This is a genomic window from Rhizobium sp. TRM96647, from assembly GCF_025780115.1.
Lineage (GTDB): Bacteria > Pseudomonadota > Alphaproteobacteria > Rhizobiales > Rhizobiaceae > Mycoplana.
Window position 1 is genome coordinate 55,798 of the sequence record NZ_JAOXHF010000001.1, and the last position, 13,386, is coordinate 69,183.

Sequence of the window (13,386 nt, forward strand, 5' to 3'; positions counted from 1 at the left end):
CGGCGATATTGACGTTGACGTTAACGTCAAAATTATGCAAATGAATTCGGCGAAGGAGCCTGCTGAAAGAATTGAACTTGGGGAAAAAACGCGTATCGATGTCGCCAACCGACCATCGGACCGCGCCCGGATGGCGCAATTTCCCACCCGGACATTGGAAGGAGAAGCCATGAAGATCCTGGTCCCCGTGAAGCGGGTTGTCGACTACAACGTGAAGATCCGCGTGAAGGCGGATGGCACGGGCGTCGAGCTTGCGAATGTGAAGATGTCGATGAACCCGTTCGACGAGATCTCCGTCGAGGAGGCGCTGCGGCTGAAGGAGGCCGGCAAGGCCGAGGAAGTGGTCGTCGTCTCGATCGGTCCGGCCAAGGCCGAGGAAACGCTGCGCACCGCGCTCGCCATGGGCGCTGACCGCGCCGTTCTGGTCGAGACGGAAGACGCCGTCGAGCCGCTCGCCGTCGCCAAGATCCTGAAAGGCGTGGCCGAGGCCGAACAGCCCGGCCTGATCATCGTCGGCAAGCAGGCGATCGACGACGACAGCAACCAGACCGGCCAGATGCTGTCGGCGCTGCTCGGCTGGGCGCAAGGGACGTTCGCCTCGAAGGTCGAGATCGGTGACGGCAAGGCCAAGGTGACCCGCGAGGTCGACGGCGGCCTGCAGACGATCGAGATCAAGCTTCCTGCGGTGGTCACCACCGACCTGCGCCTGAACGAGCCGCGCTACGCCTCGCTGCCGAACATCATGAAGGCGAAGAAGAAGCCGCTCGACAAGAAGGCCCCGGCCGATTTCGGCGTCGATACCGCCCCGCGCCTCAAGGTGCTGAAGACCGAGGAACCGTCGGGCCGCAAGGCCGGCGTCAAGGTCAAGAGCGTGGCCGAGCTGGTCGAGAAGCTGAAGACCGAAGCCGGCGTGCTTTGACCGGAAACCGGAAGATCTAGGAGTTTACACCATGGCCATTCTTCTTCTGGCTGACCACGACAACGCCCACCTTTCCGACCAGACCGCCAAGGCGCTGACGGCGGCCACCAAGATCGGTTCCGACGTGCACGTGCTCGTCGCCGGTGCCGGCGCCAAAGCTGCCGCCGAACAGGCGGCGAAGCTTGCCGGCGCCTCCAAGGTCCTCGTCGCCGAGGACGCCTCGCTGGAACACAACCTCGCCGAACCGCTCGCCGCCCTGATCGTTTCGCTCGCCGGTGGCTACGACACGATCGTCGCCGCCGCGACCTCGGTCGGCAAGAACGTCATGCCGCGCGTCGCAGCGCTTCTCGACGTCGCCCAGGTCTCCGAGATCATCGAGGTCGTCGCCCCCGACACCTTCAAGCGGCCGATCTATGCCGGCAACGCCATCCAGACGGTGCAGTCGAGCGATGCGAAGAAGGTCGTCACCGTTCGCACGGCCTCCTTCGCCGCCGCCTCCGAGGGCGGTTCTGCGTCCGTCGAGGCGGTCGCTGCGGCCGCCGATCCGGGTCTGTCGACCCATGTCGGCGATGCGCTGTCGTCGTCCGACCGTCCCGAACTGACGTCCGCCAAGGTCATCATCTCGGGCGGACGCGCGCTCGGCTCGGCGGAGAAGTTCAAGGAAGTGATCCTTCCCGTCGCCGACAAGCTCGGTGCCGCCGTCGGCGCCTCGCGTGCGGCGGTAGATGCCGGCTACGCGCCGAACGACTGGCAGGTCGGCCAGACCGGCAAGGTCGTCGCCCCGCAGCTCTACATCGCCTGCGGCATCTCCGGCGCCATCCAGCACCTCGCCGGCATGAAGGATTCGAAGGTCATCGTCGCGATCAACAAGGATGAGGAGGCCCCGATCTTCCAGGTCGCCGACTACGGCCTCGTCGCAGACCTCTTCGAGGCCCTGCCGGAGTTGCAGAAGGCGCTTTGAGAATGCGATCCCGGGGCGCCAGGCGCGACGAATAATCGCTGGATAAAATCGCCGCGCCCCTTTATCACTTCACCGGACCGGCAGATGTCGGCCCGGTTTTTCTTTGTTCTGGGGCAGGTCTTCGGACTGAAGCGGTGGGCGGAAAGATGAGCACGATCAGGAACGTCGGTATTGTCGGTGCAGGCCAGATGGGCTGCGGCATCGCCCATGTCTGCGCCGTCGCCGGCTACAAGGTCCAGCTCTACGACCTGTCGATGGAGCGCATCGAGGCCGGTCTTGCCACGATCCACGGCAACCTCGCCCGGCAGGTCTCCTCCGGCAAGATGACCGAGGAGGAACGCAAGAGCGCGCTGTCGCTCATCAAGGGTTCCAGCGACGTCAACGACCTCTCGCAGGCCGACCTCGTCATCGAGGCGGCGACGGAGGACGAGACGGTCAAGCGCAAGATCTACGGCCAGGTCTGTCCGGTCCTGAAGTCTGACGCGATCCTCGCCACCAACACCTCCTCCCTGTCCATCACGCGGCTCGCCTCGGCCACCGATCGCGCCGAGCGCTTCATGGGCATCCACTTCATGAACCCGGTGCCGGTGATGAAGCTCGTGGAGCTCGTGCGTGGCATCGCCACCGAGGAAGACACCTTCGCCACCGCCAAGGCATTCGTCGCCACCCTCGACAAGACGGTGACCGTCGCCGAGGATTTCCCCGCCTTCATCGTCAACCGTATCCTCTTGCCGATGATCAACGAGGCGATCTACACGCTCTACGAGGGCGTCGGCACGGTCGACGCGATCGACACCGCGATGAAGCTCGGCGCCAATCATCCGATGGGACCGCTGCAACTGGCCGATTTCATCGGCCTCGACACCTGCCTGTCGATCATGCAGGTGCTCTACGAGGGGCTGGCGGATTCGAAGTACCGCCCCTGCCCGCTGCTGGTGAAATATGTCGAGGCCGGCTGGCTCGGCCGCAAGTCCGGCCGCGGCTTCTACGACTATCGCGGCGAAATCCCCGTTCCCACGCGCTGACCCCTCGAACGACGGGAGGAAGCAGGCGCCATTCTCGCCCGGGGCCTCCCGGCGCAAAGATTTTCGCCGCTTTCATCCGTCATTGGTGGCTGATTTCTCGGAAGCGTTGCGTGTCCCGGCTAGGTTGCCGGAAAGACAACGCACATGCACTCTGGAGATCCCCCCATGAAACGCCTCCTCCTGATCGGCGCAGCGCTCGCTGCGCTTGCCGCTCCGCTCTCGGCAAGCGCCGCCGACAAGCTCCTCAATGCCTCCTATGACGTCGCCCGCGAACTCTTCGCCGCCGAGAACGAGGCCTTCATCGACCAGAACCCCGGCGTCACCATCGATCAGTCGCATGGCGGCACCTCCAAGCAGGCCCGCGCGATCGTCGAGGGCCTCGAGGCCGACGTCGTGACCTTCAACCAGGTCACCGACATCGATTTCCTCGTCAGGAACGGCTTCGTCGCCGAGGACTGGCAGGCAAAGTTTCCGAACAACGCCTCTCCCTTCTACTCCTTCCCCTCCTTCCTCGTCCGCGCCGGCAACCCCAAGAACGTGAAGGACTGGGACGACCTCGCCCGTGACGACGTCAAGGTGGTCTTCCCGAACCCCAAGACCTCCGGCAACGCCCGCTACACCTACCTGGCGGCCTTCGCCTATGCGAAGGAGAAGTTCGGCGGCGACGAGGCCAAGGTGAAGGAATTCGTCACCAGGATCTTCGACAACGTGCCGGTCTTCGACACCGGCGGCCGGGCCGCCACGACCACCTTCGTCGAACGCGAGATCGGCGACGTCATCATCACCTTCGAGGCCGAGACCAAGGCGATCGCCAAGGAATACGGCGCCGACAAGTTCGAGCAGGTCGTTCCTTCGGTGAGCCTGCTCGCCGAGTTCCCCGTCGCCGTCGTCGACAAGGTCGCCGAGAAGCACGGCACCCAGGAACTGGCCAAGTCCTATCTTGATTTCCTCTATTCGCCGGAGGGCCAGACGGTCGCCGCCGAATTCGGTCACCGCGTGCTGGACGAGAAGGTCGCCGCCCAGTTCAAGGACCAGTTCCCCGAAATTCGCCTGGTGAAGGTCGAGGACGTCTTCGGCGGCTGGCCGCAGGTCTCCAAGGAACACTTCGCCGAAGGCGGAGTTCTCGACACGATCTACGGCAGCCGCTAAGACACCGGCGAGAACCGTTTGGGACCGGCGGGCGAAAACCCGCCGGTCCTTCGTTTGCGAAAGGACGAGTTTAGTGAAACGGCGCGTTCTGCCCGGCCTGCCACTCTCCCTCGGGATCACGCTGGTCTATGCGGCGATCATCATCGTGCTGCCGTTGATCGCGCTCGTCTTCAAGGCGGCGAGCCTCGGTCCGGCCGACTACTGGCGCATCGTCACCTCCGACCGCGCCGTGGCGAGCTATATGGTCACCGTCTCCTGCGCCCTGGCGGCAACCCTGTTCAATGTCGTCTTCGGAATGGCGCTGGCCTGGGTGCTGGTGCGCTACCGCTTTCCCGGGCGGCGCATCATCGACGCCCTGGTCGACCTGCCCTTCGCGCTACCGACCGCGGTTGCCGGCATTTCGCTGACGACGCTGTTCGCCGTCAACGGCTGGTTCGGCGGCCCGCTCTCCGCCCTCGGCATCAAGGTCGCCTACACGCCCCTCGGCATCATGATCGCGATGGCGTTCACCAGCCTGCCCTTCGTCGTCCGCACCGTCCAGCCCGTTCTGGAGGAACTGGACCCGGCACTGGAAGAGGCGGCCCAGACGCTCGGCGGCAGCGATCTTTCGATCTTCGCCCGCGTCGTCCTGCCGCTGCTCACCCCCGCCCTTCTCGCCGGCGTGTCCTTGTCCTTCGCCCGCAGTCTCGGCGAGTTCGGCGCCATCATCTTCATCGCCGGCAACCAGCCGTTCGAGACGGAGATCACGGCCCTCCTGGCCTTCATCCGGCTGGAGGAATACGACTATCCGGCGTCTGCCGCGATCGCCTCGGTCATGCTCATCGCCGCCTTCGTCATGCTGGCCGTCACCAACATCATGCAGGCCCGTGCGCTCCGCTACACGGTGAGAAACTGAACCGATGACGAAACCGCAGTCTCACCGCCGCCCGCCGCGCATCGGCGACGCTCCGGTCTTCCGCCGGACGCTGTTGGCCGTCGTCCTGTTCTTCGTCGCCGTCATCATCGTCGCCCCACTCGCGGTGATCGGCGTCCACGCCGTCTCCAAGGGCCTGCCCTACTTTGCCGCGGCGATCTCTGAACCCGATACCCGCCACGCGATCATGCTGACCGTGCTGACGGCGCTGATCGCCGTGCCGATCAACACCGCCTTCGGCATCGCCGCCGCCTGGGCGATCACCAAGCACGATTTCCCCGGCCGGCGGCTGCTGCTGATCCTCATCGAGATCCCCTTCTCCGTGTCCCCGATCGTCGCCGGCGTATCCTATCTCTTCGTCTACGGCCTGCAGGGCCTGTTCGGCCCGGCGCTGGAGGCGGCCGACCTGAAGATCATGTTCGCCCTGCCGGGCATCGTGCTGGCCAGCATGTTCGTCACCGCCCCCTTCGTCGCGCGCGAACTGATCCCGCTGATGCAGGCGCAGGGGCGCGACCTCGAGGAGGCGGCGACCTCGCTCGGCGCCAGCGGCTGGCGCACCTTCCTGACGGTGACGCTGCCCAACATCAAATGGGCGCTGCTCTACGGCGTGGTGCTCTGCAATTCGCGCGTGATGGGCGAATTCGGGGCCGTCTCGGTCGTCTCGGGCAACATCCGCGGCCAGACCAACACGCTGCCACTTCACATCGAACTTCTCTATCACGACTATGATGCCGTCGGCGCCTTCGCCGCCGCTTCCATCCTGGCCACGCTCGCGATTGTCACCCTGGTCGTCAAGGTGGTGCTGGAGCGGCAGGGCGCGGGCCGGCGCAACCGCCCGGCCTCGCTTGCCGGCAACGATAGCCTTTCGGAGGTCAAGCCTTGAAAATCAGCCTCGACAACGTGGTCAAGACCTTCGACACGTTCCGTGCCGTGCACGGCGTCTCGCTGGAGATCGAAAGCGGCGAACTCGTCGCCCTGCTCGGCCCTTCCGGATCGGGCAAGACGACGATCCTGCGCATGGTCGCCGGCCTCGAATATGCCGATGGCGGGCACATCTACTTCGGCGACGAGGACGCCACCGATATCCCGGTGCGCGACCGCGGCGTCGGCTTCGTCTTCCAGCACTATGCGCTCTTTCCCCACATGACTGTGGCCGAGAACATCGCCTTCGGCATGAAGGTCTCGAAGGTCAAGCGGACCGGCGAGGCCATCCGCGAACGCGTCCGGGAACTGCTCGACCTGGTGCAGCTCTCCGGCCTCGGCGAGCGCTTCCCCGGCCAGATCTCCGGCGGCCAGCGCCAGCGCGTGGCGCTGGCCCGCGCGCTCGCAGTCGATCCGCGCGTGCTCCTTCTCGACGAACCCTTCGGCGCGCTCGACGCCAATGTCCGCCGCGACCTGCGCCGCTGGCTGCGCAGGATCCACGACGATCTCGGCATCACCACGCTGTTCGTCACCCACGACCAGGAAGAGGCGCTCGACCTCGCCGACCGCGTCGTCATCCTCGACAAGGGCCGGATCGTGCAGCAGGGCACGCCGGAGGACGTCTGCCGCAGCCCGCACGATGCCTTCGTCATGCGCTTCCTCGGCGATGCCAATGCGCTGCCGGCGACCGTGCGCGACGGCAAGGCCTATGTGCAGGACGTGGAATTCGACGCAGCCGGCCTTGCGGACGGCTCCGCCGAGGTGCTGTTCCGCCCCGCCGACGTCGCCTGGCGGGAGGACGGCCAAGGCGTTCCCGCCCAGATCGTGCGCGTGCTCGACAGGCCGGACTCGCGCCGCGTGCTCGCCAAGACCACCGGCGGCCAGTCGATCGAATTCGACACCGCGCCGGAATTCCCGCATCGCAAGGGCGAGGCCGGCTTCATCGATATCCGCAGGCCGCGGGTCTATGCGAGCGGCCGGAACTAAGCGTCAGGAGCCCGGCGTGGCCGGCACGGCCGCCCGGATCAGCGCCTTGGCGTCCTCGCTGTCCCAGGCGGCGGGGCCATTCATCGCGGCGACGAGGCAGCCCTTGTCGTCCATCAAGAGCGTCACCGGCAGGCCGAAGGCGAGCCCTTCCTTCTTCAGTGCATTGAAGACGCCCATGGAGCTGTCGCGGTAGTAGCCGAGATCGTGCACCCCGGTTTCGTCGAGGAAAGCCTTCGGCTTTTCGTCGGTGCCCGTGTCGATGTTGATCGCCACGACCTCGAAGCGGTCGCTGCCGAGCTCCTTCTGCAGCGCGTTCAGCGCCGGCATCTCCTCGCGGCAGGGCACGCACCAGGTCGCCCACAGGTTGACGAGCAGCGTCTTGCCGGCGAAATCGGCGATCGCGCGCGGCTGTCCGTCCGGACCGTTGAAGGAAAGCTGCGGCAAAGGCCGGGGATCGTCGGCTGCCATCATCGCCGCCACCTGCCCGGTGAAGAACGGCGCCAGCGTCGCCGCCGTGTCGCTCGCCATGGGGCATTGACCGCCGCCGCCGGCCACTGTCGCGCCGCCATTGCCAGACCGGCTCTCCATCACGTATACCGCTGCCGCACCGGCAAGGATGCCGGCAAGCGCGGCCAGCGCGATCAGCTTGACGGCCGGGCGGCCCGGCTTCTTCTCGACTGTCATTTCACTCTCCAGGATAGGCAACCCCATGGCTGACGCAAAATCTGAGACCCAGTCCTCGAACCAGATGTGGGGTGGCCGCTTCGCATCCGGCCCGGATGCGATCATGGAGGAGATAAATGCCTCGATCGACTTCGACAAGAAGCTCTATGCACAAGACATCCGCGGCTCGATGGCGCATGCGACCATGCTGGCCCATCAGGGCATCATTTCGGCGGAGGACAAGAACCAGATCGTTGCCGGCCTGGAGACGATCCTGAAGGAGATCGAGGACGGCACCTTCGCGTTCTCCCGCAAGCTCGAAGACATCCACATGAATGTCGAGGCCCGGCTCGCCGCCCTCGTCGGCCCGGCGGCCGGCCGCCTGCATACGGCGCGCTCGCGCAACGACCAGGTGGCGCTCGATTTCCGCCTCTGGGTCAAGGAGGAACTGCAGAAGACGGAAAGGATGCTCTCGGCCCTGATCGCAGCCTTCCTCGATCGCGCCGATGAGCATGCAGACACCGTCATGCCCGGCTTCACCCACCTGCAGACCGCCCAGCCGGTGACCTTCGGCCATCACTGCATGGCCTATGTCGAGATGTTCGGCCGCGACCGGCAGCGCGTGCGCCACGCCATCGAACACCTGGACGAAAGCCCGATCGGTGCGGCAGCGCTCGCCGGCACCGGCTTTCCGATCGACCGCCACATGACGGCAAAGGCGCTCGGTTTCCGCGAGCCGACCCGCAATTCGATCGATACGGTCTCCGACCGCGACTTCGCGCTGGAATTCCTCTCGATCGCGGCGATCGCCGCCACGCACCTGTCGCGGCTTGCCGAGGAGATCGTCATCTGGTCAACGCCGCAATTCGGCTTCATCAGGCTCTCGGACGCGTTCTCCACCGGCTCCTCGATCATGCCGCAGAAGAAGAACCCGGATGCGGCCGAACTCGTACGCGCCAAGACCGGCCGCATCAACGGTTCGCTGGTCGCGCTCCTGACCGTGATGAAGGGCCTGCCGCTCGCCTATTCCAAGGACATGCAGGAAGACAAGGAACAGGTCTTCGACGCCGCCGAAAGCCTCGAGCTTGCCCTTGCCGCCATGACCGGCATGGTTCGCGACATGACCGTTCGCGCAGACCGGATGAAGGCCGCCGCCGGCTCGGGATATTCGACCGCCACCGATCTTGCCGACTGGCTCGTGCGCGAGGCGGGCCTTCCCTTCCGCGACGCCCATCACGTCACCGGCCGCGCGGTGGCGCTCGCCGAGCAGAAGGGCTGCGATCTGGCCGAGCTCTCGCTGCAAGACCTGCAGGCGATCAACCCGGCGATCACCGACAAGGTCTACGGCGTGCTGACGGTCGAGGCGTCGGTGGCCAGCCGGACCTCCTTCGGCGGCACCGCACCGGAAAACGTCCGCCAGCAGATCGCCTGGTGGCGCGCGCGCAACTGAGGACCGGCGGATCAATCCCGCCGATCAATCCCCCGATCAAATCCCTTGCATGAATCATCAGCAGAATCAGGGTGCACAACCGCCCGCGGAGTCTGCTAAGAGGATTGCATCTGATCGAGACCCATCCGGAGCCGCGAAACCGCATGACACTGAATTCCATTGCCAGGCTCGCCCTCGTCCTCGTTCTCTCGGCGACGGTGATTTCGGCCTGCGGCCGCAAGGGCGACCTTGACCGGCCGGGGGTGACGTCCAGTAATGCCGCTGGCACGGATGGCAAGAAACAGCCGGTCGAGGACAGACCCTTCCTGCTCGACCCGCTCCTCTGACGGAACAGACACGTGAACCATTTCGAATATCGCGACGGCGTCCTCTATGCCGAGGACGTTCCCGTTCCGGACATCGCCAAGGCGGTGGGAACGCCCTTCTATTGCTACTCGACGGCCACGCTGGAGCGTCATTTCAAGGTGTTCTCCAAGGCCTTCGACGGCGTCGATGCGCTTGTCTGCTACGCCATGAAGGCCAATTCCAACCAGGCGGTCCTGAAGACGCTGGCGCGCCTCGGCGCCGGCATGGACGTCGTCTCGGAAGGTGAACTGCGCCGCGCGCTCGCAGCCGGCGTACCGGCAAGCCGCATCATGTTCTCCGGCGTCGGCAAGACCGCACGCGAGATGGACCTCGGCATCGAGGCCGGCATCTACTGCTTCAACGTCGAATCCGAACCGGAACTCGAAGTGCTGAACGCTCGCGCCGTCAAGGCCGGCAAGCAGGCACACGTCTCCTTCCGCATCAACCCCGACGTCGACGCCCGCACCCATGCCAAGATCTCGACGGGCAAGAAGGAGAACAAGTTCGGCATCTCCTGGGAAAGCGCGCGCGCGGTCTATGCCCGCGCCGCAACGCTTCCCGGCATCAAGGTGACCGGCATCGACATGCATATCGGCAGCCAGATCACCGAGCTGCAGCCGTTCGAGGACGCCTTCAAGCTGCTTCGGGAACTGGTACAGACGCTGCGCGCCGACGGCCATGCGATCGACCATGTCGACGTCGGCGGCGGCCTCGGCATCCCCTACAGGAGCGACAATTCCCCGCCGCCGCTGCCGGACGCCTATGCCGAAATCGTCAAGAACGAGCTCAAGGGCCTCGACTGCCGGATCGTCACCGAACCCGGCCGGCTGATCGTCGGCAATGCCGGCATCCTCGTCACCGAGGTGATCTACGTGAAAGACGGCGGCGAAAAGACCTTCGTCATCGTCGACGGCGCCATGAACGACCTGATCCGGCCGACGCTCTACGAGGCCTGGCACGAGATCCAGCCCGTCGTCCTCTCCGCCGCCAGCGCGCCGCGCATCCGCGCCGACGTCGTCGGTCCGGTCTGCGAGACCGGCGACTATCTGGCGCTGGACCGGGAAATGGCGATGCCGAAGCCGGGCGACCTCATCGCCGTAGGCTCCGGCGGCGCCTATGGCGCGGTCCAGGCCGGCACCTACAATTCGCGCCTGCTCGTGCCCGAGGTTCTGGTGAAGGGCGGGGAATTCCATGTCATCCGCCCGCGCACGAGCTACGAGGACCTGATCGGGCTCGACTCCGTCCCCGCCTGGCTTTCCTGAGGTCGGCCGAAGACGTGAACAGCCGGGGGAATACGATCACGTTTTCGCGTTCACCCTCGTCTTCGCCACAAAGGGTGTTATCCTCCGCCTAGGATCGACGGCCACAGCGGCCCAGGCAAGATAGCAAGAGACGCGAAGCGAGGACGATGCACGAAGACGCGCCCCAGCCCTCCGGCAATCCCGCAGGCGGACGCCTTGCCGCCCGGTTGAACCGCAAGCGTGCGGTGGCGCGGCTCGTCCTGTTCGCCGAGAGCCTGCTGCCGAAGCTCCTGCCGCTGGCGCTGCTCGTCGCAAGCTTCCTCGCCCTCACCTGGTTCGGTTATTTCCGCCACGTATCCGCCTGGCTGCACGTTGCGACGCTGGCAGCCTTCGCCGCAGGCTTCGTGACGCTCGCCGTCCGCCTGCGACTTGCCATCTGGCCGAAGGTCGACCAGGCCGATCGGATGCTGGAAGAGCGCAACGGCCTCGTCCACCAGGCGATCCAGGTCCAGGCCGACAGGCCGGCCGGCGGCGGAGCGGTGGCCGAGGCGCTGTGGCGCGAACACCGCGCGCGAATGGCCCGGACCATCGGCGCGCTGCAGGCCGGCACGCCCCGGCCCGACATCGCCCGCCACGACCGCAACGGCCTGCGCGCCATCCCCGTGCTCCTCGTCGCCGTCGCCTTTGCCTTTTCCTATTCGAACCGCGCCGGCCTGCTGTCCGACGTTGTCACCTTCCACCAGCCGGCCGACGACCGGCCGGACGTGCGCATCGACGCCTGGGTCACCCCGCCCCCGCATACCGGCCGCGCGCCGATGTTCCTGACCGGAACCGCCGAGCCCGTGCAGGGACGGCTGCGCGTGCCGCAGTTCAGCGAACTGACGGTACGTGTCACCGGCGGCGAGGCGACCGACGGCGTCACCTACACGCCGACCGGCGAGGCAGCGACGGCGATCCGGCCGGAGGAGCCGAAGACGGACGAGCCGGACCAGCAATCCGCCGCCGGCAGCCCGCCGAAGGCCGATACGCCCCCGGTTCCGCCGGCGCCGCCAGGCGGCCCGCAGACGATGCGCTACCAGATCGTCAAGGACGGCACGCTCTCGCTCGCCGGCCAGGAATGGGCCTTCGACATCATCCCCGACCACGTGCCCGAGATCGCCTTCGACGGGTTGCCCCGCAAGACGGTGGCCTCCGCGCTCGAGATCAGCTTCATCGCCCAGGACGACTACGGCATCCAGCAGGCCCATGCGGAGATCGTTCCCGTGGAAGAGCCGGCAGCCGACGCCCGCCCGCTCTATCCGGCGCCGGAGTACAAGCTGGACCTGCCGCGCCGCAACGCCCGCGAAGCCAAGGGCACGACCAGCCGCAACCTCAGCGAACACCCGATGGCCGGAAAGCGCGTGCGCATCACCCTCGTCGCCCGCGACGCCGTCGGCCAGGAGGGCCGCAGCCAGCCGCAGGAAATGGTGCTGCCGGCCAAAGTCTTCTTCGAGCCGCTTGCCGGCGCGGTCGTCGAGGAACGGCAGACCTTTGCGCTCGACGCCAACCAGCTGCCGCGCGCCGTCATGCTCAACGAAGCCTTGATGCTGCGGCCGGAGGAGACGATCCCCAACCCGACGCACTTCCTGCTGATCAATTCGGCGCAGGAGCGCATGAAGCTCGCTCGCAACGACGATCAGCTGCGCGAGACCGCCGACTATCTCTGGGAGATCGCTCTCGGCATCGAGGACGGCAACCTGTCGCTGGCCGACCGGCGCCTGCGCGAGGCCCAGCAGGCGCTGTCCGAAGCGCTGGAGCGCAATGCCCCCGACGAGGAGATCGCCAAGCTGATGCAGGAACTGCGCGAGGCGATGCAGGCCTACATGCAGGAACTGGCACGCCAGGCCCAGAAGAACGGCCAGATGCAGCAGAACGCACAGCAGGGCCAGATGTTGCGCCAGCAGGATCTCGAACGGATGATGGACCAGATCGAGAACCTCGCCCGCTCAGGCGCGAAGGACCAGGCCCGGCAGATGCTGTCGGAGCTGCAGCGGATGATGAACAATCTCCAGGCCGGCCGGCCGCAGCAACAGCAGCAGGGCCAGCAATCCGACGCCATGCGCCAGCAGATGGACAAGCTCGGCAAGCTGATGCAGGAACAGCAGAAGCTGATGGACCAGACCTTCAACTTCGACCAGGCATTGCGCGACCGCATGCAGCGCGGCGACCCGATGCCGGGCGACGAGATGTTCGACCAGCAGCCCGGCGACCAGGGTCAGGGCGAACAGCAGCAACAGCAGGGCCAGTCGCCCACCGACCAGATGACTGAGGAGCAGTTGCGCCAGGCGCTGAAGGATCTGAAGGCGCAGCAGGAAGCCCTCGGCGAACAGCTCGGACAGTTGCAGAAGAGCCTGCAGGAGATGGGCATCGAACCCGGCAAGGGCTTCGGCGAAGCCGGCCGCGAGATGGAAGGTGCATCCGAAGCGCTCGGCGAAGGTGAAGGCGAAGCCGCCGTCGGCAGCCAGGGGCGTGCGCTCGAGGCCCTGCGCCAGGGCGCCCAGGACATGATGAGCCAGATGCAGGCGATGGGTCAGCAAGGCGGCGAGGGTCAGGGCCAGCCGCAGATGGGCCGCAACGGCCGCGATCCGCTCGGCCGTGAGCGTCCGAACAACGCCGAGGGGCCGGACTACGACGGCCGCACGCGTGTTCCGGAAGAGATCGACATCCAGCGCGCCCGCGAGATTCTGGAAGAGATCCGCCGTCGCCTCGGCATCGGCAACACGCAGACGATCGAGCGCAACTATCTGGAACGGCTGCTGGGGATCGAGTGATC

General features: G+C 66.2%; 12 protein-coding genes. 11 read left to right on the forward strand and 1 reads right to left on the reverse strand.

Annotated features, from left to right (window positions below):
• The first annotated feature begins 169 nt into the window (after positions 1-169).
• The 7 genes from OCK02_RS00265 (at position 170) to OCK02_RS00295 (ending at position 6,875) form a co-directional block, all read left to right on the forward strand.
• On the forward strand, positions 170-919 hold the full coding sequence (locus OCK02_RS00265) for an electron transfer flavoprotein subunit beta/FixA family protein (protein ID WP_230805757.1): 750 nt from the start codon (positions 170-172) through the stop codon (positions 917-919).
• Positions 920-950: 31 nt separating this feature from the next.
• A complete protein-coding gene (locus OCK02_RS00270) occupies positions 951-1,880 on the forward strand; it encodes an electron transfer flavoprotein subunit alpha/FixB family protein (protein ID WP_263811218.1) in 930 nt (309 codons plus the stop codon).
• Positions 1,881-2,026: 146 nt separating this feature from the next.
• Positions 2,027-2,905 carry a 3-hydroxybutyryl-CoA dehydrogenase gene (locus tag OCK02_RS00275; protein ID WP_263811220.1) on the forward strand — a complete coding sequence of 293 codons (879 nt, stop codon included), beginning with the start codon at positions 2,027-2,029 and terminating at the stop codon, positions 2,903-2,905.
• Positions 2,906-3,070: 165 nt separating this feature from the next.
• Positions 3,071-4,054 (forward strand): thiosulfate ABC transporter substrate-binding protein CysP, encoded by a 984-nt coding sequence (gene cysP / locus OCK02_RS00280; protein ID WP_263811222.1) that lies wholly within the window; start codon positions 3,071-3,073, stop codon positions 4,052-4,054.
• 73 nt (positions 4,055-4,127) lie between these two features.
• Positions 4,128-4,949: a sulfate ABC transporter permease subunit CysT gene (cysT, locus tag OCK02_RS00285; RefSeq protein WP_263811224.1), complete on the forward strand. Its 822-nt coding sequence runs from the start codon at positions 4,128-4,130 to the stop codon at positions 4,947-4,949.
• A gap of 4 nt (positions 4,950-4,953) precedes the next feature.
• Complete coding sequence (gene cysW, locus OCK02_RS00290) at positions 4,954-5,850, forward strand: sulfate ABC transporter permease subunit CysW (protein ID WP_263811225.1); 897 nt, start codon at positions 4,954-4,956, stop codon at positions 5,848-5,850.
• Positions 5,847-6,875 carry a sulfate/molybdate ABC transporter ATP-binding protein gene (locus tag OCK02_RS00295; protein WP_263811227.1) on the forward strand — a complete coding sequence of 343 codons (1,029 nt, stop codon included), beginning with the start codon at positions 5,847-5,849 and terminating at the stop codon, positions 6,873-6,875. The genes cysW and OCK02_RS00295 overlap by 4 nt, the downstream gene beginning before the upstream one ends.
• 3 nt (positions 6,876-6,878) lie before the next feature.
• Here the strand turns inward: OCK02_RS00295 and tlpA are convergent, their stop codons facing one another.
• A complete protein-coding gene (gene tlpA / locus OCK02_RS00300) occupies positions 6,879-7,559 on the reverse strand; it encodes a thiol:disulfide interchange protein TlpA (RefSeq protein ID WP_263811228.1) in 681 nt (226 codons plus the stop codon).
• A gap of 25 nt (positions 7,560-7,584) precedes the next feature.
• On the opposite strand from tlpA, the gene argH reads away from it, so the two are divergent.
• The 4 genes from argH (at position 7,585) to OCK02_RS00320 (ending at position 13,384) form a co-directional block, all read left to right on the forward strand.
• Positions 7,585-8,988 carry an argininosuccinate lyase gene (gene argH, locus OCK02_RS00305; RefSeq protein ID WP_263811230.1) on the forward strand — a complete coding sequence of 468 codons (1,404 nt, stop codon included), beginning with the start codon at positions 7,585-7,587 and terminating at the stop codon, positions 8,986-8,988.
• A gap of 143 nt (positions 8,989-9,131) precedes the next feature.
• Positions 9,132-9,314, forward strand: a complete 183-nt coding sequence (gene lptM / locus OCK02_RS00310; protein ID WP_263811232.1) for an LPS translocon maturation chaperone LptM — start codon at positions 9,132-9,134, stop codon at positions 9,312-9,314.
• 12 nt (positions 9,315-9,326) lie between these two features.
• Positions 9,327-10,595 carry a diaminopimelate decarboxylase gene (gene lysA / locus OCK02_RS00315; protein ID WP_230805776.1) on the forward strand — a complete coding sequence of 423 codons (1,269 nt, stop codon included), beginning with the start codon at positions 9,327-9,329 and terminating at the stop codon, positions 10,593-10,595.
• A 146-nt stretch (positions 10,596-10,741) separates the two neighbouring features.
• Positions 10,742-13,384 (forward strand): TIGR02302 family protein, encoded by a 2,643-nt coding sequence (locus tag OCK02_RS00320; protein ID WP_263811235.1) that lies wholly within the window; start codon positions 10,742-10,744, stop codon positions 13,382-13,384.
• Positions 13,385-13,386: the final 2 nt, after the last annotated feature.

Coding starts and splice junctions, on each gene's coding strand:
- argH (WP_263811230.1), top strand. CDS start 7,585: ATGGCTGACGCAAAATCTGAGACCCAGTCCTCGAACCAGATGTGGGGT.
- OCK02_RS00265 (WP_230805757.1), top strand. CDS start 170: ATGAAGATCCTGGTCCCCGTGAAGCGGGTTGTCGACTACAACGTGAAG.
- cysW (WP_263811225.1), top strand. CDS start 4,954: ATGACGAAACCGCAGTCTCACCGCCGCCCGCCGCGCATCGGCGACGCT.
- OCK02_RS00270 (WP_263811218.1), top strand. CDS start 951: ATGGCCATTCTTCTTCTGGCTGACCACGACAACGCCCACCTTTCCGAC.
- OCK02_RS00320 (WP_263811235.1), top strand. CDS start 10,742: ATGCACGAAGACGCGCCCCAGCCCTCCGGCAATCCCGCAGGCGGACGC.
- OCK02_RS00275 (WP_263811220.1), top strand. CDS start 2,027: ATGAGCACGATCAGGAACGTCGGTATTGTCGGTGCAGGCCAGATGGGC.
- lptM (WP_263811232.1), top strand. CDS start 9,132: ATGACACTGAATTCCATTGCCAGGCTCGCCCTCGTCCTCGTTCTCTCG.
- tlpA (WP_263811228.1), bottom strand. CDS start 7,559: ATGACAGTCGAGAAGAAGCCGGGCCGCCCGGCCGTCAAGCTGATCGCG.
- cysP (WP_263811222.1), top strand. CDS start 3,071: ATGAAACGCCTCCTCCTGATCGGCGCAGCGCTCGCTGCGCTTGCCGCT.